At 64.2% G+C, this 18,651-nt stretch carries 23 protein-coding genes; 13 read left to right on the forward strand and 10 right to left on the reverse strand.

Going from position 1 to position 18,651, the window contains the following annotated elements:
- Window positions 1-698: metallophosphoesterase family protein (locus ACT4OC_RS19710; protein ID WP_444840710.1), on the reverse strand; the 698-nt coding region annotated here is incomplete at its 3' end.
- A gap of 121 nt (window positions 699-819) precedes the next feature.
- Entirely contained in the window at window positions 820-1,416 is a 597-nt protein-coding gene (locus tag ACT4OC_RS19715) for a TetR/AcrR family transcriptional regulator (RefSeq protein WP_444840711.1), read from the reverse strand.
- Window positions 1,417-1,905: 489 nt separating this feature from the next.
- Here ACT4OC_RS19715 and purB point away from each other — a divergent pair, with 489 nt between their 5' ends.
- From purB to ACT4OC_RS19745, 6 genes are all read left to right on the forward strand, one after another.
- Window positions 1,906-3,213, forward strand: a complete 1,308-nt coding sequence (purB, locus tag ACT4OC_RS19720; protein ID WP_444840712.1) for an adenylosuccinate lyase — start codon at window positions 1,906-1,908, stop codon at window positions 3,211-3,213.
- Window positions 3,214-3,284: 71 nt separating this feature from the next.
- Window positions 3,285-4,082, forward strand: coding sequence for a glutamate racemase (murI, locus tag ACT4OC_RS19725; RefSeq protein ID WP_444840713.1), 798 nt, complete (start codon window positions 3,285-3,287; stop codon window positions 4,080-4,082).
- 139 nt (window positions 4,083-4,221) lie between these two features.
- Window positions 4,222-4,956: an HpcH/HpaI aldolase family protein gene (locus tag ACT4OC_RS19730; RefSeq protein ID WP_444840751.1), complete on the forward strand. Its 735-nt coding sequence runs from the start codon at window positions 4,222-4,224 to the stop codon at window positions 4,954-4,956.
- Between the two features lie 161 nt (window positions 4,957-5,117).
- Window positions 5,118-5,897, forward strand: a complete 780-nt coding sequence (locus ACT4OC_RS19735; RefSeq protein WP_444840714.1) for an acyltransferase — start codon at window positions 5,118-5,120, stop codon at window positions 5,895-5,897.
- Window positions 5,898-6,135: 238 nt separating this feature from the next.
- Window positions 6,136-6,753 carry a 30S ribosomal protein S4 gene (rpsD, locus tag ACT4OC_RS19740; protein WP_444840715.1) on the forward strand — a complete coding sequence of 206 codons (618 nt, stop codon included), beginning with the start codon at window positions 6,136-6,138 and terminating at the stop codon, window positions 6,751-6,753.
- A gap of 106 nt (window positions 6,754-6,859) precedes the next feature.
- On the forward strand, window positions 6,860-7,141 hold the full coding sequence (locus ACT4OC_RS19745; RefSeq protein WP_444840716.1) for a hypothetical protein: 282 nt from the start codon (window positions 6,860-6,862) through the stop codon (window positions 7,139-7,141).
- Between the two features lie 106 nt (window positions 7,142-7,247).
- Here ACT4OC_RS19745 and ACT4OC_RS19750 read toward each other — a convergent pair whose 3' ends face one another.
- Together ACT4OC_RS19750 and ACT4OC_RS19755 are read right to left on the reverse strand one after the other, a co-directional pair.
- Window positions 7,248-7,643: a type II toxin-antitoxin system HicB family antitoxin gene (locus ACT4OC_RS19750; protein ID WP_444840717.1), complete on the reverse strand. Its 396-nt coding sequence runs from the start codon at window positions 7,641-7,643 to the stop codon at window positions 7,248-7,250.
- A gap of 61 nt (window positions 7,644-7,704) precedes the next feature.
- Window positions 7,705-7,893 carry a type II toxin-antitoxin system HicA family toxin gene (locus ACT4OC_RS19755; RefSeq protein WP_444840718.1) on the reverse strand — a complete coding sequence of 63 codons (189 nt, stop codon included), beginning with the start codon at window positions 7,891-7,893 and terminating at the stop codon, window positions 7,705-7,707.
- 105 nt (window positions 7,894-7,998) lie between these two features.
- Here ACT4OC_RS19755 and ACT4OC_RS19760 point away from each other — a divergent pair, with 105 nt between their 5' ends.
- Complete coding sequence (locus ACT4OC_RS19760; protein WP_444840719.1) at window positions 7,999-9,066, forward strand: threonine aldolase family protein; 1,068 nt, start codon at window positions 7,999-8,001, stop codon at window positions 9,064-9,066.
- A 71-nt stretch (window positions 9,067-9,137) separates the two neighbouring features.
- Here ACT4OC_RS19760 and ACT4OC_RS19765 read toward each other — a convergent pair whose 3' ends face one another.
- Genes ACT4OC_RS19765 through grxD form a run of 3 tightly spaced genes read right to left on the reverse strand, consistent with a single transcriptional unit; the run spans window position 9,138 to window position 11,366 of the window.
- Entirely contained in the window at window positions 9,138-10,439 is a 1,302-nt protein-coding gene (locus tag ACT4OC_RS19765; RefSeq protein WP_444840720.1) for a serine hydrolase domain-containing protein, read from the reverse strand.
- 44 nt (window positions 10,440-10,483) lie between these two features.
- Complete coding sequence (locus ACT4OC_RS19770) at window positions 10,484-11,029, reverse strand: O-acetyl-ADP-ribose deacetylase (RefSeq protein ID WP_444840721.1); 546 nt, start codon at window positions 11,027-11,029, stop codon at window positions 10,484-10,486.
- A 4-nt stretch (window positions 11,030-11,033) separates the two neighbouring features.
- Window positions 11,034-11,366: a Grx4 family monothiol glutaredoxin gene (gene grxD, locus ACT4OC_RS19775; RefSeq protein WP_444840722.1), complete on the reverse strand. Its 333-nt coding sequence runs from the start codon at window positions 11,364-11,366 to the stop codon at window positions 11,034-11,036.
- Between the two features lie 311 nt (window positions 11,367-11,677).
- Here grxD and egtB point away from each other — a divergent pair, with 311 nt between their 5' ends.
- The 3 genes from egtB to ACT4OC_RS19790 all read left to right on the forward strand — a co-directional run bounded on the left by egtB (window position 11,678) and on the right by ACT4OC_RS19790 (window position 14,415).
- Window positions 11,678-12,931, forward strand: a complete 1,254-nt coding sequence (gene egtB, locus ACT4OC_RS19780; protein WP_444840723.1) for an ergothioneine biosynthesis protein EgtB — start codon at window positions 11,678-11,680, stop codon at window positions 12,929-12,931.
- 47 nt (window positions 12,932-12,978) lie between these two features.
- Window positions 12,979-13,947, forward strand: a complete 969-nt coding sequence (gene egtD, locus ACT4OC_RS19785; protein ID WP_444840724.1) for an L-histidine N(alpha)-methyltransferase — start codon at window positions 12,979-12,981, stop codon at window positions 13,945-13,947.
- An 81-nt stretch (window positions 13,948-14,028) separates the two neighbouring features.
- Window positions 14,029-14,415, forward strand: coding sequence for an MAPEG family protein (locus tag ACT4OC_RS19790; RefSeq protein ID WP_444840725.1), 387 nt, complete (start codon window positions 14,029-14,031; stop codon window positions 14,413-14,415).
- A gap of 23 nt (window positions 14,416-14,438) precedes the next feature.
- Here ACT4OC_RS19790 and ACT4OC_RS19795 read toward each other — a convergent pair whose 3' ends face one another.
- On the reverse strand, window positions 14,439-14,735 hold the full coding sequence (locus ACT4OC_RS19795) for a hypothetical protein (protein ID WP_444840726.1): 297 nt from the start codon (window positions 14,733-14,735) through the stop codon (window positions 14,439-14,441).
- Between the two features lie 277 nt (window positions 14,736-15,012).
- Between ACT4OC_RS19795 and ACT4OC_RS19800 the strand changes: the two genes are divergently transcribed.
- Window positions 15,013-15,207: a hypothetical protein gene (locus ACT4OC_RS19800; protein WP_444840727.1), complete on the forward strand. Its 195-nt coding sequence runs from the start codon at window positions 15,013-15,015 to the stop codon at window positions 15,205-15,207.
- 9 nt (window positions 15,208-15,216) lie between these two features.
- On the opposite strand, the gene ACT4OC_RS19805 is transcribed toward ACT4OC_RS19800, so the two are convergent.
- Window positions 15,217-16,392, reverse strand: coding sequence for a low temperature requirement protein A (locus ACT4OC_RS19805; RefSeq protein ID WP_444840728.1), 1,176 nt, complete (start codon window positions 16,390-16,392; stop codon window positions 15,217-15,219).
- A 23-nt stretch (window positions 16,393-16,415) separates the two neighbouring features.
- Window positions 16,416-16,652, reverse strand: a complete 237-nt coding sequence (locus ACT4OC_RS19810; protein ID WP_016843470.1) for a BolA family protein — start codon at window positions 16,650-16,652, stop codon at window positions 16,416-16,418.
- A gap of 182 nt (window positions 16,653-16,834) precedes the next feature.
- Here ACT4OC_RS19810 and ACT4OC_RS19815 point away from each other — a divergent pair, with 182 nt between their 5' ends.
- Both ACT4OC_RS19815 and ACT4OC_RS19820 read left to right on the forward strand, forming a co-directional pair.
- Window positions 16,835-17,194: a DUF427 domain-containing protein gene (locus ACT4OC_RS19815; RefSeq protein WP_444840729.1), complete on the forward strand. Its 360-nt coding sequence runs from the start codon at window positions 16,835-16,837 to the stop codon at window positions 17,192-17,194.
- Window positions 17,195-17,389: 195 nt separating this feature from the next.
- Window positions 17,390-18,571, forward strand: a complete 1,182-nt coding sequence (locus ACT4OC_RS19820) for an acyltransferase family protein (protein WP_444840730.1) — start codon at window positions 17,390-17,392, stop codon at window positions 18,569-18,571.
- The last annotated feature ends 80 nt before the right edge of the window (window positions 18,572-18,651 follow it).

The raw sequence follows: 18,651 nt of genomic DNA on the forward strand, positions 1-18,651 counted from the left end.
CCGTTGGCGCGGATGCGGTCCGCGGCCGCGGCAATGTCATAGGGCGCGCGGTACCAGGTGATCTCGAGCTTCTCGGTGTCGAACATCGCAAAGGACGCGGCCGGATTGCCGTCGCGCGGCTGGCCGACCGAGCCGAGCACGGCGAGCCATTGCCGCCCGCGCAGCAGTTGCACGGGCACGCCGCTGACCGGCACGAAACTCGTCATCCTGGCGGTCGCCGACATCGAATAGAGCGCCGGCCGGTGGATGTGGCCGCAGAAGGTGATGTGCGCCGAGGTGGCAATCATGCTGCGGCCGGCGTCGGCCGCGTCGCGCACATAGTGCCAGCGCGCGGGGCTGGAGGCCTCGGAATGGACATAGAGACGTGTGTCCTCCGTCACCGTGTAGGGCAGATCCGACAGGAACCGGCGCTGCGGCGCGCTGAGGCGGCCCCGCGTCCATTCGATCGCGGCCTGCGCATCGGCGTTCATGCTTTCGGCCGATGCCGCAATGGCGTTGTCGTGATTGCCGAGCACGACCGGCGCGCCCGCCGCGGCCAGCTCCATCACGGTATCGACCGCCCATTCGGGGTCGGCGCCGTAGCCGACGATGTCGCCGAGGCAGACGAACCGCTCGGCCCCCTTTGCGCGCGCGGCCTCGAGGCACGCGGCAAAGGCCGGCCGGTTGGCGTGAATGTCGGCAAAGATGGCCAGCCGCACGGTTTCCTCCACAGCGACCCTATGGGGCGGCCCCCACACGAACGCTGATGGATATCAAACAATGGCGGAAAGTGCAGGGATCGCCCCCGGCGATCGATGGCGGCGTGGCAGCGCCGATCATCTAGCGCTTGCGCGGGGCCTCCAGGCCCCTGAGCAGCAGCCCCAGCAGGGCGTCGATCCGCGCAGCCTTGGTCGGATCGTTCCATTCATCGCAATGGGCGGGATGGTGATAGCGCGTAGTGGCGTCGAACACCGCCCATGCCGCCATCTTGGCGTCGGCGGCCTGGAAAGCGCCCTGCTTGACGCCGTCGGAAATGATGTGCGCGAGCTGATCGACCAGGCGCTCCTTGTGCGCCCGCACCGCCTCGCATGCCTCCTGCGCCAGCGCGAGGTAGGTCGCAAACATCTCCGGATCCTCGCAGACCTTCCTGTACTTGATGTCGATCATCGTGCGCAGCCATTTCTCCAGCCGCGCCGGCGCGGGGCCGGTGCTTTCGGCGACCTTCTGCAGCGGCGCGTTGGCGCGATCGAGCCAGCGCCTGGCCACCGCCTCGCGCAGCGAAGCCTTGCTCGGGAAATGGCGGTAGACGCTGCCGTGGCTCACATCGAGCGCACGGGCAACGTCCACGACGGTGGCCTTGGCAAGTCCAAAGCGGCGCAAGACCTCCTCGGTAGCCTCCAGAATCCGCTCCGGGGTCAAAACGACGACTTCGTTCATGCAAACTCCCTTTGCGTCTCGCTTGATGGCTCAGCGGGCGACTCTTGCCGCCTCGGCTTCCAGATGGCGGGCAACCGCCTGGTTGACCCAGCGCTGGAAACGAGCGGCCAAATAAATGATCTCTGATGTCATGGTCGTAAATCCCATAGTTTTCGGAGTTGCCGCCCTTTCGGCCGGTCAACCCACGCGGCGCCCTGGTCACCTTCTTGTTCTTGGCCATGCCCCGGCTTCGGCAGCATGTTCAGGCGTCGGAGATGCATATAGCATCTCGCGCTGACAGATTTCAATATCTGTCATTCACTATTCTGTGACCATCTCCACCGTCATGCCCGGGCTTGACCCGGGCATCCACGACTCCGCGGGCGGCGAAGCAAGACGTGGATGGCCGGGACAAGCCCGGCCATGACGACGCACAGGTCGAGCCCCAAGGTTTGTCTCACCTCCCCCCGTCTGCTAAAGCGCGGCGTAACCCCCAACGCAGAGTCGTCGATGATCCCCCGCTATACCCGTCCGGAAATGGCCTCCATCTGGGAGGCGCAGACGCGTTTCAGGATCTGGTTCGAGATCGAGGCGCACGCGGCGGATGCGCTGGCCGAGCTCGGCACGATCCCGAAGGAAGCGGCGAAGACGATCTGGGCCAAGGCCAAGGACGCCACTTTCAATGTCGCGCGGATCGACGAGATCGAGCGCGAGACCAAGCACGACGTCATCGCCTTCCTCACCCATCTCGCCGAAATCGTCGGTCCCGAGGCGCGCTTCGTGCATCAGGGGATGACGTCATCGGACGTGCTCGACACCTGCCTCAACGTGCAGCTGGTGCGCGCGGCGGACTTGCTCATCGCCGACATGGACAAGGTGCTGGCGGCGCTGAAGACCCGCGCCTTCGAGCACAAGATGACGCCGACCATCGGGCGTTCACACGGCATCCATGCCGAGCCCGTTACCTTCGGGCTGAAGCTCGCCTATGCCTACGCGGAATTCTCCCGCGGCCGCGAGCGGCTGGTGGCGGCGCGCAGGGAAGTCGCGACCTGCGCCATCTCGGGTGCGGTCGGCACCTTCGCGCAGATCGATCCGCGCGTGGAGGCGCATGTCGCCAAGGCCATGGGCCTCGTGCCGGAGCCGATCTCGACCCAGGTGATCCCGCGCGACCGCCACGCGATGTATTTTGCGACGCTCGGCGTGATCGCCTCCTCGGTCGAGCGGCTGGCGATCGAAATCCGCCATTTGCAGCGCACCGAAGTGCTGGAAGCCGAAGAATTCTTCTCGGAGGGCCAGAAGGGCTCCTCGGCGATGCCGCACAAGCGCAACCCGGTGCTCTCTGAAAATCTCACCGGCCTGTCGCGCATGGTGCGCGCCTATGTGACCCCGGCGCTGGAGAACGTCGCGCTCTGGCACGAGCGCGACATCTCGCACTCCTCCGCCGAGCGCATGATCGGCCCCGATGCCACGGTGACGCTCGACTTCGCGCTGATGCGCCTTGCCGGTCTGATCGAGAAGCTGCTGGTCTATCCCGCCAACATGCAGAAGAACCTCGACAAGCTCGGCGGGCTCGTGCATTCGCAGCGCGTGCTGATCGCGCTGACCCAGAAGGGCGCGAGCCGCGAGGACGCCTACAAATTCGTGCAGCGCAACGCCATGCCGGTCTGGCGCGGCGAAGGCGACTTCCAGACCCTGCTGAAGAAGGATCCCGACGTCAGGAGGCATCTCAGCGACGCCGAGATCGCCGAGCAGTTCGACCTCGGCTATCACCTCAAGCACGTCGACACGATCTTCAAGCGCGTGTTCGGGGCGGCGTAGGCGCAGGGAGTACGGCCCGCGCCCGGTCAAAGCAACTGACCGGCAGCCCCGGATGGGCTAAGATGCGCCCCGTGGCAGCGCCTCCCACGATTCTCGTCTTCGATTCCGGCCTCGGCGGCCTCACCGTGCTGCGCGAGATCGTGGCGGCGCGGCCGGATGCGCACTACGTCTATGTCGCCGACGACGCGTTCTTTCCCTACGGCCACCACACCGAGGAAGAGATCATCGCCCGCGTGGTGCCGCTGGTCGGCGAGCTGATCCGACTGCACGAGCCGGACCTGGTGACGATCGCCTGCAACACCGCCTCCACGCTCGTCATGGCGCATCTGCGCGCCGCCTACACCGTCCCGTTCGTCGGCACTGTGCCGGCGATCAAGCCTGCCTGCGCCAGCTCGAAGACCAAGCGCGTGTCGGTGCTGGGCACCAGGGGCACGGTGAAGCGCGAATACACGCACGGGCTGATCCGCGATTTCGCGCAAGGCTGCGAGGTGACGCTGGTGGGCTCGCCCGAGCTGGCTTCGCTGGCGGAAGCCGCCCTGAGCGGCGGCACGGTCAGCGACGCCGACATTGCCGCGGAAATCGCGCCCTGTTTTGTCGGCACCGCACATGACGCAGCCGCGCGCACCGATACGGTGGTGCTTGCCTGCACGCATTATCCGCTGCTGCTGGAGCGCCTTGCGCGGCTGGCACCGTGGCCGGTCGACTGGATCGATCCGGCGCCGGCCATCGCTCGGCGCGTGGTCGATCTGATCGGCCGGCCCGGCGACATTTTCGACGGCGCCGGCGCGGAGATGATCTTCACGTCGGGACGGCCGCACGAGCTCAGCCGCGCGCTGACGGCGTTTTTCGGCGGCCGCGTTCCGGCGTGATCTCTATTTCTTGAGCATGATCTTGTCCGAAAACCGGTTCCCACTTTTCGGGATCATGCTCTAAGCTTTAGTCGGGGCCTTCGCCGGAGTTCATGCATTGACATCGACAGCATTGCCGCCGCTCAACCGGCTCAGGAAAATGTGGCGGGAGGGCCGTCCTACCTTCGGGGCCATCGCCACCATCCCCAGCATCCAGACCGTGCGCATCATGGCGCAATCGCTGGACTGGATCATCGTCGATCTCGAGCACGGTCCGATCGATCTCGGCTCCGCGCATGCGATGATTGTGGCCACCGCAGGCACGCCCTGCGTGCCGATGCTGCGCATTGCCGCCAACGAGCCGTGGCTTGCGAAGGCGCCGATGGATCTCGGCGCGCTCGGCATCAATTTTCCGATGATCTGCAGCCGCGCGGATGCAGAGAAGGCGGTGCGCAGCGTGCGCTATCCGCCGAAGGGCGAGCGCCTGTGGGGCCCGTTCCACGCGCCGTTTCGCTGGAACGTATCGATGAACGACTATATGGCGACATCAGACGACGACATGATCTGCATGGTCACGATCGAGCATGTCGATGCGGTCGAGCGCATCGACGAGATCATGGCAACCCCCGGCATCGATCTGGCGGTGATCGGCCCCGGCGACCTCGCCACTTCCATCGACAAGCGTGGCCTGCCCGACGATCCCCAGGTGGTGGCGCTGATGAAGCGCGCCGAGGAAGGCATCTTGAAGAGCGGCGTTCCGATCGGCGGCGTGGCGCGTACCGCGGAAGCGGCCAATGCGATGATCGCGCGCGGCTATGTGGCGCTTGCGCTCGGCTTCGACTGGTCGCTGTTCCAGCGCGGCATTGCGGCGAGCCTGGACGGCATCAAGCGCTAGAGGTGGCGGTTCTCGCCCGGGTTTTTCGCCAATCGGGCGGCGCCCAAAAGCACATGCGGCTCGCCCCAAAACGGCCGGATCGTGCTAGATCAGGGGTGGCGAGCGGGATATGTCGGCTCGCCTTTATTCTGTTTGTCCAATTGCGGGGAACCTGAGCCAGGATGCGGGGAACGGTCCGAAAAATCTCCATACCGCGCCGCCTCGTAGCCGACCTCATGCACGCCTCGGTTGGCGTGCCCTTTGTGTCGCTGACCCGCCCGGTCAATGTGCGGCAACTCGCAGAGGCGCGGGCGCAGGCGGCCAACCCGCCGGGCTGGGCGGCGATCCTGGTCAAGGCATTTGCGCTGGTCGCCCGCGAGCAGCCGGTCCTGCGCACGCTCTGCGTGAAGTGGCCCCGGCCCGCCTTCTACGAACTGCCGCGCTCGGTCGCGATGGTGGCGATTGCGCGCCAGGTGGACGGCGAACACTGCGTACTGCCGCAGCGGATCACTGCCCCCGATGAGATCCCGCTCGATGTAGTCGATGCCCTGATCCGGCGCGCCAAGGAGGCGCCGATCGACGAGGTGCCGGCGTTCCGCAAGATGCTCAAGATAACCCGGCTGCCCTTGCCGTTTCGCCGCCTGCTCTGGGCCATTGGGCTCGGCTTCGGCCGCCACCGGGCGAAGTACTTTGGCAGTTTCGGCGTCACTTCGGTAGCCGCCTACGGCCCCGGAGAACTGCATGCGCTCAGCCCCGGCCCGTTTGTGCTGAGCTACGGAGTGGTCAGTTCCGGCCAAAGCCTCGAGATCGTGCTGCGCTGGGACCATCGGGTCACCGACGCCGCCCCCATGGCAAGGGCTCTAGCCAGGCTGGAACAGGTGCTGAACGCCGAAATCGCCGCCGAAATCCGGTCTACCGGGCACCAGAGCGAGCCAAAGCAGGTCCGGGCGGTCGGAAGTTGACCCGATTCGGCGTCCTTGGCCCCATTCTCGACCTTAAAAGCCGTCCGCATTTGTTTGACATCAGGACCGTTTCTGCCTAGAAACCGCCCTGCTCGCGGGCCGGTTTTCGGCCCGCGTTGCGTTTCGCGACCCGTGGTCCGTCCTTGAGCTTTCGAGTGCGGACCTGTCGGCCCCGGGACCATCCCGGTGCACAGGAGGGCGCGTCTCCTCAAAACCCTGACTTGACCAAGAGGACGCGATGACAAAGCGCAGTGAGGCGAAATACAAGATCGATCGCCGTATGGGCCAGAACATCTGGGGCCGCCCGAAGAGCCCCGTGAACCGCCGCGAGTATGGCCCGGGCCAGCACGGCCAGCGCCGCAAGGGCAAGCTTTCGGACTTCGGCGTGCAGTTGCGCGCCAAGCAGAAGCTGAAGGGCTATTACGCCAACATCTCGGAGCGCCAGTTCCACGGCATCTACGTCGAAGCCGGCCGCATGAAGGGCGACACCGGCGAGAACCTGATCGGCCTTTTGGAGCGCCGTCTCGACACCGTCGTCTACCGCGCCAAGTTCGTCTCGACCATGTTCGCCGCGCGCCAGTTCATCAACCACGGCCACGTCAAGGTGAACGGCCGCAAGGTCAACATCGGCAGCTACAAGCTGAAGGTCGGCGACAGCATCGAGGTGAAGGAAGCCTCCAAGCAGCTCACACCGGTGCTGGAAGCCGCCCAGCTCCCCGAGCGCGACGTGCCGGACTTCCTCGAAGTCGACCACGGCAAGATGACGGCAAAGTTCGCCCGGATCCCGGCGCTCTCCGACGTGCCGTTCCCGGTGCAGATGGAACCGCATCTGATCGTCGAATTCTATTCGCGCTGATCGGTTTTCGCGGATTGCGAGATCAAGGGCCCCGGTTTTGCCGGGGCCTTTTTGCATGTGATATGCTTTCCGGATGTCGCAGCCCCCGAACCAGCCAAGACGAGTGATGCCCTCGGCGACGCCCACCGATGACGAGATCGAGGCGTGGGCCTCACTGCCGCGCGATGAGCAGGTGCGTAGATATCAAGAGATGTTCGCGCATCCAGATTGCAATCGCCTAACGACGGATACGCCGGAACAAATCCTTGCGGCAGCCCGTGGTCGCGCGGCTTACCGGCTGACGGCCGAGGAAGATGCCGATCTTGCGGAAGCTGAAGACGAGATTGCGCGCGGCGACCTCGCTTCGGACGAGGAAGTCGATATCATGTGGAAGAAGCATGAGAAGTGAACGCCGCTCGTATACTCGCGCAGGACGACAACGTCCTCATTTGCATTGAAGCGCAATCACCCTCAGGGAGCGATACGCGTACGGGCCGCACGAACTTCGGCGATCGCTACGAGTTCGCCATCGCCTTCTTTGCAGCCTGGGCAAGGAATCCCGAACGCGTGAACCCCTGCTGCTCTGCATAGCGATCGATCTGATCGAGCACATCGGCCGGCATCGTGACATTGATCCGCACGCTCTTCACTTCGGCTACAGGCGCTGCAATCAGAACGGCAACGGCATCCCTGTTTTGCGCATCGCTCATGATTTTTTCGAGAGAGTTTGGTTCCGGCGCGGCTTCGCCATCTGCCGCCAAGCCTTCCAGATGCAAGGCCAAAGCTTCTGCGGCCATCTCTCGGGCTTCATCCAGGGTTTTTCCGGCGCTGATGGCACCGGGAAGATCGGGAAACGATACGCCGTAGTCGCTGTCGGCCTCCTTGTGAATCAACGCAATATACTGTCGCATTTTCTGATTATCCTCTGCTGCTGGCGGGGTGCGCCGGGCCTTTCACTTGTCTGCTGTCCTGCTATTTCAGTTTGAGGCCGGCCTGCTTCTCGATGCTTCTGAACGTCCCCACGGGCACATCTCTCTTGGGATGCGGAACTGTCACTCGCCCGGGCTTGGTTGGATGCTTGAACTGGACATGACTTCCCTTTTGCGCGACCTGAATCCAACCGTCTGCACGAAGCGCGGAGATGATGTCTCGGGAATTCATGAGTATTTATACACATCGATGACGCTTCAGTCAAGTGTATAAATACACACCAAGTCAAGTGTTGTAAGAATCATCAATCCATTCAACGGCTAACAAGAGTCCCCCATGCACTACACCCCTCCCCCGCGCGACCCCAAAGCGCCGCCGGTGCGCATCAATCTGTTGTCGGACACGCAGACGCGGCCGACGCCGGGCATGCGCGAGGCGATGGCGAGGGCCGAGGTCGGCGATGAGCAGCTCGGCGACGATCCGACCGTGAACGCGCTGTGCGAGCGGGTGGCGGACCTGCTCGGCAAGGAAGCGGCCGTGTTCATGCCGTCGGGCACCATGTGCAACGTCGCGGCGACGCTGGTGCATTGCCGGCCGGGCGACGAAATCCTGGCGCATGAGACGGCGCACATCATCGCCCGCGAAGGCGGCGCGCATGCCGCACTCGGCGGCTTCCAGATCATGCCGCTGAAGGGCGAGGACGGGCAGTTCTCGCCGGAGACGTTCAAGGCAGCATTGCATCCGCGCTCGCGCTACCAGCCGCCGCAGGTGCTGGTCAGCGCCGAGCAGACCGCCAATATCGGCGGCGGCACGATCTGGAAGAAGGCCGTGCTGGACGAAGTCGTCAAGATCGCCAAGGCGAATGGCATGGCGACCCACATGGACGGCGCTCGGCTTCTCAATGCGACGGTCGCGACCGGCATTTCCGCGCGCGACATGGCGGCGGGGTGGGATTCCGCCTGGATCGATTTTTCCAAGGGGCTGGGCGCGCCGATCGGCGGCGTCATCGCCGGCTCGCGTGCCTTCATCGACGAAGTCTGGCGCTGGAAGCAGCGGCTCGGCGGTTCGATGCGGCAGGCCGGCATCTGCGCCGCTGCCTGCGTCTACGCGCTCGATCACAACGTCGATCGCCTGGCGGACGACCACGCCAATGCGCGCGCGCTGGCGCGCGGGCTGTCGCAGATCGAGGGCATCGAGGTGCAACAGCCGGAAACCAATCTCGTGTTCTTCAAGCCCGACGGCACCGGCGTGTCGGGCGAGAAGATGGTGGCGGCGCTGCGGCCGCGCGGCGTGCTGCTCGCAATGATGGATGGCCGCATCAGGGCCTGCACCCACCTCGACGTGACCGCCGCCATGATCGAGGAGATGGTCGGGCACATCAGGGAGATCGCGCGGGCGGCCTGACCTCATCAAGGGAGGCCATCGGGCTCGCAAGTAGCGGCCCGATGAAGCGCTCCGCCATCCGTGCGGGAGATTCAGCTCTTCAGGGCTTCATAGACCAGCAGTTTCAGCGTGCGCTGGATACGCTGGCGCTCGCTCGGCGTCTGCTCGAGCAGCACGAACATCATGTCCTGCTTGCGGTCGATCACCATGTAGCAGCCGGTGGCGCCGTCCCATTTCAGTTCGCCCAGCGATCCCGGCGGCGGCGGCTTGGCGTTGCCGGGATCGGTGCGAACCGCAAGTCCCAGCCCCATGCCGAAACCGTCCCCGGGGAAATAGAAGTAGTCGCGATCGACGCCGGAGCCGGGACCGGCATAGTCGGTCGCCATCGTCTTGAACGTTTCGGGAGTAAGGTAGGTCTTGCCGTCGAGCGTTCCGCCGTTGAGCAGCATCTGCGCAAACTTCGAAAAGTCGTCCATCGTGGTGACCATGCCGCCGCTGGCGGATTCCCACTTCTGGCGGACCTCGGTCCTGTATTCGCGGCCGACCCGGAAATTGCTGTCGTTCGGCACCGGCTGGGCGAGCCGCTTCTGCCGCTCCGGCTCGGTGACGAAGAAATTGGTGTCGACCATGCCCATGGGATCGAGCAGCTTCTCCTTCTCGATCTCGTACAAGGATTTTCCGGACACGATCTCCATGATCCGCCCGAGGATGTCGGTGGAATGGCCGTATTGCCAGAGCGCGCCGGGCTGGTTGTGCAGCGGCAGCTTGGCGATGCGCTCGGCGAACTCAGCGAGGTCGAACTCGCCCGCGTAGATGTTGGCGTCCTTGTAGGCCTTGCGCACCAGGCTCTCGCCGTAGAAGCCGTAGGTGATCCCCGAGGTATGGCGCAGCAGGTCGAGAATGGTGATCGGGCGGACCGGGTCCACCAGTTCGAGCGTCTTGCTGCCGTCCGCGGCCTTCTTTTCGACGCCGACCTTCACCTTCGCGAATGAGGGAATGTATTTCGCGACGGGATCCTCTAACTTCATCTTCCCGTCCTGGATCAGCTGCATCGCCACGAAGGAAGTGATCGCCTTGGTCAGCGACGACAGGCGGAAGATGGTCTTGTCCGTGATTGGCGCCTTCGACGCCACGTCCTGCACGCCGAAGGTCTGGTGAAAGATCGTCTTGCCCTGCTGCCGGATCAGCACATTCGCACCGGAAATTTTCCCGGTCTCGACCTCGTTCCTGAAAAAGTCGGCGATGCGCGTCAGCTTTTCCTTGTTGAACCCGGCGCCGGCGGGAATCTCGTACGTGCCCTCGGAAGCGAACGGTTGGGCGGCAACAGGCGTGACCGCGAGCAGCGTCAACAGCGCGCCAAAGGCTGACGCACGCAAACAATTCCTGAAATCCATAACCCCTCCTGCATCGATTTGCGGGAGTGTAGCGAAGGGGTCAATCAGGGCAAGGGCTGCCCGAAGCCGGTGAGTGCCCGCTCATGAAGCACCCCGCTGTCGCGGGAGAAGCAGCAGAAGATGACGTGCTCCACGGTGGGCGCCGCCCGCAGCGCATCGACGGTGGTTGCGACTGCAATCTCCGCGGCACGATCGGCGGGAAATCGATAGATGCCGGTTGAGATTGCGGGAAAGGCGATCGAGGCGAGGCTGTTGGCTTGGCAGAGCGCGATGGCGCGGCGATAGCAGGAGGCGAGCAAGTCGTCTTCGCCGCGACTGCCGCCGTTCCACACCGGACCGACCGTGTGGATCACGTGACGTGCCTTCAGCCGATAGCCTTTGGTGATCTTGGCGTCGCCGGTATTGCAGCCATTGAGCGTCCGGCATTCGGCGACCAGCTCGGGCCCGGCCGCGCGATGAATCGCGCCGTCGACGCCGCCCCCGCCGAGGAGCGAAGTGTTGGCGGCGTTGACGATGGCGTCAACGCCGAGCGTGGTGATGTCGGCAACGATGACTTCGAGCCGCGCCGTGCCGATTTGGCGCTCAGTCAAGAGCTCAGGCCGCGGCGTTGACCGCAATACCCTTGTCGGCAAACAGCTGCTGCAATTCGCCGGCCTGGAACATCTCGCGCACGATGTCGCAGCCGCCGATGAACTCGCCCTTGACGTAGAGCTGCGGAATGGTCGGCCAGTTCGAATAGGTCTTGATGCCGTCGCGCAGCTCGGCCGACTCCAGGACGTTCAGTCCCTTGTAGCCGACGCCGACGTGGTCGAGGATCTGCACCACCTGGCCCGAGAATCCGCACTGCGGAAATTGCGGCGTGCCCTTCATGAACAGCACGACGTCGTTCGACTTCACCTCGTTGTCGATAAATTGCTCGATGCTCATATTCGCTTCCTTTTCGGGCAGGCCCGCTGCGGCGCTGCCTTGGCGGGACCGATCGGCCGATCTAACCCGGTGACTGCCCTATATGTAATCCCAAACCCTTGTTTGTCCAAAGTAAAATGGAGGGCACCCGCCATGCAGGGTCGGTAAGGGACCTTGGGCCGATGCTCCTGCCAGAAGCTGCCATAGCCTGACGGCAGCAATATCATAGACCGCAAAGGCTTTTATCCTGAAACCAAGCCCCTATCTTGGACGAACTGTGCCCTAGGAACCTGACCGCCGACGCAACGTTCTCTCCCCGATTGGAGATATCCGTGACGAAAACAGCCTCCGCCGCGGCGCCCCTCGCCACCCCTGCCTCGTTATCGTCATCCAATCCCGGGCCGCTCAGCCGGCCGCTGATCGACGCCTATCTGGCGGTGCGAAACGAGACCGAACGCCGCGCCGCGCCGCTTTCCCCCGAGGACCAGCTGATCCAGTCGATGCCGGATGCGAGCCCGGCGAAATGGCACCGCGCCCATACCACCTGGTTCTTCGAGCAGTTTCTGCTCGGCGAGCATTGCGCCGGCTATGCGCCCTTCCATCCCGACTACGCCTATCTCTTCAATTCCTATTACGTCAGCGCCGGCCCCCGACATGCCCGCGCCCAGCGCGGCCACCTGACCCGCCCCGGCGCCGATGAGGTCGCGACCTACCGCCGACATGTCGACGCGGCGGTCGTCAAATTCTTCCAGACATCGGACGAAGCCACGTTGAAGAAACTGGCGCCGCTCGTCGAGGTCGGCCTCAATCACGAGCAGCAGCATCAGGAGCTGATGTACACCGACATCCTGCATGCCTTCGCGCAGAACCCGATCCCGCCGGCCTACGATCCGGCCTGGACCTTCCCCGCCGCAAACCGCGGCGGCGACGAATGGGCCGCGCTGAACGAAGGCATCCACACCGTCGGGCATGCCGACGACAGTTTTCACTTCGACAACGAAAAGCCCGCGCACCGCGCGCTGATCGGTCCGGTGAAACTGGCGCGCAACCTCGTCACCAACGCCGAATGGCTCGCCTTCATGGAAGACGGCGGCTACCGCACCGCGATGCTGTGGCTGATGGATGGCTTTACGACCGTCACAAATGAAGGATGGGAAGCGCCCGGCCATTGGCGCAAGATCGACGGCGAATGGCGGATCATGACGCTCGGCGGCATCAAGCCGATCGACCCGGCCGCGCCGGTGTGCCACGTGAGCTACTACGAGGCCGACGCATTCGCGCGCTGGGCCGGAAGGCATCTGCCGACCGAGATGGAATGGGAAGTCGCGGCGCGCGCGGGCGTGCTGAACGACGCCTTCGGCATCGTCTGGCAATGGACCCGCAGCTCCTACTCCCCCTATCCCGGCTATCGCGCCATCGAGGGCGCCCTCGGCGAGTACAACGGCAAGTTCATGGTCAACCAGCTGGTGCTGCGCGGCTCATCGCTTGCAACTCCGCCCGGTCACAGCCGTATCACCTATCGCAATTTCTTCTATCCGCACCATCGCTGGCAGTTCACCGGGCTGCGCCTCGCCGACTACGCCTGACTTTTCAGCAACGATCACGCGCGGGAAAGCGCGCTCGGGAGAGTATCATGAACGTCCACGCCCCCGCTTTGGCCGATCCCCTCGACGAGGCAACCTCCGCCTTCGCCGGCGATGTCATCGGCGACCTCTCGAGGTTTCCCAAGAAGCTGTCGCCGAAATATTTCTACGATGCGAAGGGATCGGAGCTGTTCGAGCAGATCACCGTGCTGCCGGAATATTATCCGACCCGCACGGAGCTATCGATCCTGCGCGAACGCGGCGGCGAGATCGCCAGGATGATCCCGCAAGGCGCGGCGCTGGTCGAATTCGGCGCCGGCGCCACCACCAAAGTTCGCCTGCTGCTCGAGCGCTCGCGCTTTGCGGCCTACGTTCCCGTCGACATTTCCGGCGATTTCCTTAACGCACAGGCGGACGGCCTGCGCCGCGACTTCCCGGCGCTCGCGGTTTACCCGGTTGCGGCCGACTTCACTGCGCCGTTCGCGCTGCCCGGTACGGTGGCCGGCTTGCCCAAGGTCGGCTTCTTCCCCGGATCGACGCTCGGCAATTTCGAGCCGCAGGAGGCGCAAGCCTTCCTGCGCAGCGCGCGGGAAATCCTCGGGGCCAATGCGCAGATGATCGTCGGCGTCGATCTCGAGAAGGACGAGCGCACGCTCTATGACGCCTACAACGATGCGGCCGGCGTCACCGCGCGCTTCAATCTCAATGTGCTGGAGCGCATCAACCGCGAGCTCGGCGGCAATTTCGACCTGTCGGGCTTCATCCATCGCTCGGTCTACAACCGCGATCGCCACCGCATCGAGATGCACCTGATCAGCCGCAAGGCGCAGAACGTGCGCGTGCTGGGCCATCGCTTCTCGTTCCGTCCCGGCGAGAGCATCCATACCGAGAGCAGCTACAAGTACAGTCTCGACCGCTTCGCCGCACTGGCGCTGGCCTCCGGCTGGCAGGTGAAGGAGAGCTGGACCGACGAGGGACGCATGTTCTCGGTCCATGCGCTGACGGCGTCTTCGGACTAGGGTTGCGAGGTCGCACCGCATCGCGCCAGCTGCTCCGGCATCTTGGGGAATTGGGGGAAACTTGGGGAATTGGGGGAAGCCGTGAACGTCGCCATCATCTGCACCGCGCTGCTCGGGCTGCTGCTGTTCGGGCTCGGCCTGCACGTGTCGCTGCTTCGTGCCGGGAGCCGCCGCAACATCGGCCACGATGCGAGCCCGGTCGACCCGCTGCACCGCGCGGTGCGCGCGCACGCCAACACGGCCGAATATGCGCCGTTTTTCGCGGTGCTGTTCCTGTGGTACGCGACGCGCGCCGCGCCGACCTGGATCCTCGCCGTCATCGTGCTGGCGACAATCGCGCGCTTCGCGATCGCGGCAGGGCTGCTGCTCGGTCCGCCGATGGACCGGCCGAACCCTGCGCGGTTCCTCGGCGCGCTTTTCACCTACATTTGCGGGCTCGTGCTCGCGGCCGGACTGCTCGTCGCCTGAGGCGGACGCTTCAGTTCTCGTCCTCAGGTTTTCGCCCGCAATTTGTCGCGTGCCGCTCGCGGCCGGCGCGACGGCACGATGCGCGGCGCCGGCACCCAGATGTCGTTGACCCGCTCGGCGCTCAGAAGCCAGGCATGAATGATCCGCCATTTATCATGCCCGCGCGACTGGAAGTCGAGTAGCGGCGACTTGTTGTCTTCCAATTCGAAAAAGAACTTCAGCGAATCCTTGCCCGTCGGGCCGCCCGGCTCGACCGCCTGTTTGGCGATCCAGCGGTCCCATTCTTCGAGGATAAGAGCCTTTGCTTCCTGCTGTTTCATAGGCGCGTATTCCCCAGCCATGGATTCCATGGGGGTTGGAGTTATCGCGCTGGTCGGGGTTGTGGCGAGAAGATGTCAGCGCCGCCGCGCCCAAAAGGCATCTTCGTCGTTACCGAAAGTGGCAGAGACTTATTAAACCTTTCTGAACTTTTGATCGAGTCCAGAATCGAGATGACCAGGAATACCCTTTTGTCGTCGAAATTTTGACGCCGACTCAGACGACGTTCCCGCCGCGGCTTGGCTGGGGTCAGTTAGTTCGTGCCAGGGGATGTAGGCTATGGTCAACGCGTATCCGCAATCGGCCGGGGAGCCTTCCCGGCCCTCGACCACATTTCATAGCGAAGAAGATTCCGATTGGGACGCCGGCATGGAGCACGACGTGATAGCGCTGCTCGAGGAAAATGCACGGCTCCGCGCACTCGTCGTACGGCTTTCCGATCTGGTGCTGAAGAGCGTCGTCGATCAGAAATAGCGCTACTCTTCAAGGCTTCGAGCGCAGCGACAGCGATTCCCACACCGCGACCGCGATCATGATCGCGGTGGTGAGGATCGACAGCCATAGCGGCGACAGGTCGCGGGCAAGCCAGCCCGTGGCCGCGAGCGCGACGATGCCGAAGATGTGCGACAGCTGCAGGAAGCCACGGATCGCGAGCTTGAACAGGATGGTCCCGACCAGGAAGAGCAGCGGGCCGCCGACCGCGGCCAGCACGGTCCTGGTGTCGGAATGGCCGCCCGGGTGCTTGAGCACGAGCTCGTCGGCGACGGCGGCAAGGATGATGCCGGCGACGATCGGCATGTGCAGATAGGTGTAGGCGAGCCGCGCCAGCCGCCCGGATTCGGCGGACTTCGAAATCTTCTCGGCGCCGGCCTCCATGCCCTTGTGGAAGTAGATCCACCAGATCGCAATGCTGCCCGTCAGCGCCGAGAGAAAGGCGGCGACGTTTTCGATCGTCCATGTCAGCTCGGCGAAAGTGGCGCCCTGGACCACGAGGGTCTCGCCGAGCGCGATTATGATGAAGAGCGCGCAGCGCTCGGCCATGTGGCCGCCTTCGACGGCCCAGGCTTCGATGGAGGAGAAGCCGAGGCCCGGCGTCCAGAACCGCAGCGCTGCGGAGGCGTATTCGATGGCGAGCGCAGCGATCCAGAAGTAGAGCCGCTTCTCGCCCTCGGCGAAGCCGCCGAGAATCCAGAACACGGCGGACAGACAAAGCCAGGCCAGGATGCGGATCGCATTGTGGCGCACCGCCGTGCGGTGCTTCGGCGTCGCCAGCAGCCAGAACGCGGTGCGGCCGACCTGCATGGACGCATAGGCAATCGCAAACCAGAGGCCGCGCTCCCCGAAAGCCTTGGGAATGGTCGTGGACAGCACGAGGCCGCCGAGCATCAGGAGGAAGAGCAGGATGCGGACCGGCGCCTGGTCGGGATCGAGCCAGTTGGTGACCCAGGTGGTGTAGACCCACACCCACCACACCGCGAGGAACAGCAGCGCGACCTCCAGCGCACCTGATGGCGTGAAGTGATGCAGCAGCGTATGCGACAGCTGCGTGACGGCAAATACGAAGACGAGGTCGAAGAACAGCTCGGCATTGGTGACGCGGGCGTGCCGGTCCGGCACCAGCACGCGAAACATCGCTCCGCGCGGATTGTCCGCCGCCATGGCCCTACCCTCGCGTCCTGGCCTCAGCCCTCCGGCACGCCGGTCTGCAGCGCCAGCGCGTGCAGCACGCCGCCCATCTGGCCCTTCAGCGACTGGTAGACAATCTGGTGCTGCTGCACACGGGATTTGCCGCGGAAGGATTCCGAGATCACGGTTGCTGCGTAGTGGTCGCCATCGCCGGCGAGATCCCGGATCGTCACCTCGGCGTCGGGAATCGCTGCCTTGATCATCGATTCGATATCGCGGGCGTCCATCGGCATTCCAGCAAACCTCCCAAAGGTCGAATCAGGACCGGATCGCGCGGTCGTGATGGCCGAACCTAGCGCGGCCGGCCTTCTAGGTCACGCGTCCCGGCACTATATTGCGGCGACCTGCGGTTTGGAATCTGCCCAATTGTCCCGCATCGATCACGACGGGCTGATCAAAAAAGGCGCAAAACTCCATGAAACTCCCCGGTCCGGACCATCCGATCACCATCGCGCCCAACCCGAAGCGGGTGCGCATCTCCGCCGGCGGCGTGGTCGTCGCCGATACTGCCCGCGCACTGACCTTGAAGGAGGCGCGTTATCCGGCCGTACAGTACGTTCCGCGTGCGGACGCCAACATGGCGCTGCTGGAGCGCACCGAACGGGTGACGCACTGCCCCTACAAGGGAGATGCGAACTACTTCTCCATCAAGGCCAACGGCACGACGCTGGAGAATTCGATCTGGACCTATGAGGAGCCGTATCCGGCGATGGCCGAGATCGCGGGGCATCTGGCGTTCTATCCGGACAAGGTGAAGATCGAGGAGGTGGGTTAACCGCTTGCTCCGTCATTGCGAGCGAAGCGAAGCAATCCATCCCCGCGGAGAAAGATGGATTGCTTCGTCGCTATCGCTCCTCGCAATGACGGGTGACAGGAAGACGCAGGTTCCCGAAGCGCCTGCGGTGTCCGGGCCTTGCCCAATCCCCTTGCGGCTGCGAGATTTGAACCACCATCAGCCTGCCGGGGGACCATGACGACCGTTTCACCCACCGTGGCCGACGCTCAAGCCGCGCCGACGGCCAAATCGCGCAACCCGTCGCTCGATCGCGCGCGCACCTTCCTGACACTGGTGGTGCTGCTGCATCACGCCGTGATCCCCTATACCTATTTCGGCCATACCGACCCGAAATCGTTCTTCGGCTTCGACATGATCGTGCTGGCCACCGACAGCTTCTTCATGGCGATGTTCTTCTTCCTGTCGGGCCTGTTTGCGTGGTCGGGCATCGCCCGCAAGGGACCGCGGAGCTATCTGGCGGACCGCCTGCTTCGGCTTGGCCTGCCGTTCGTGATCTGCGCATTCACGGTCATTCCGCTCGCCTATTACGCCATCTCGCTGCGGCACCATCCCGAGCTCGGCTTTTCCGACTACTGGTGGAACATGGTCACCAGGGACCCGTGGCCGAGCGGGCCGATCTGGTTCCTTTGGGTGCTGTTTGCCTTCGACCTGATTGCTTGCCTGCTGTACCGGCTGTCACCCAACCTGCTCGATCCGATCAATCGCCTGTCGCTGCACGGCCGCCGCCGGCCCGCGGTGTTCTTCGCGGTCATGCTCGCCGTCACCGCAGCGTTCTATGTTCCCGGGCTGGTCCACTACGGACACAGCAACTGGTTCGAGTTCGGGCCGTTCTCGGTGCAGCATGGGCGCGTGATGCTCTATGCCAGCTACTTCTTCTTCGGCGCGGGCATCGGCATCGCGAACATCGATCGCGGACTGCTCGCGGCCGACGGCCGGATGTCGAAAGTCAGCTGGGACTGGATGGTTCTGGCGATCGTGCCGTATTGCCTGCTGTGGGGGCTGATCTTCGTCAAGCGCCAGGTCCTGGGAAATCCGACGCCGTTGCCGGACTGGTATGAGGCGATCTATGCCGTCTGCTTCACCATCTTCAGCGTGGCGATCATGTTCCTGATCCTGGCCTACTTCCTGAGGTTCAGGCATTCGGGCCCCAGCATGCTGCTCGATCCGATGCAGTCCGACGCCTACGGCATGTTCCTGGTGCACTACCCGATCGCGCTGTGGCTGCAGTACTGGCTGTTCGACTACGACCTGCCGGCGATCGTCAAGGCAGGCGTCGGTTTCGTGCTGACGGTCGCGTTCAGCTGGGGCATCACGCGGGCGTTGCGGCAAATTCCCGGGGCGGGCAAGGTGTTGTGAGCCGCACTGCCTCCACACCGTCATTGCGAGCGAAGCGAAGCAATCCACCTGTCCACATGCCGCGCTATGGACTGCTTCGT

This window comes from Bradyrhizobium sp., assembly GCF_052389815.1.
In the GTDB taxonomy this organism is placed as follows: Bacteria; Pseudomonadota; Alphaproteobacteria; order Rhizobiales; family Xanthobacteraceae; genus Bradyrhizobium.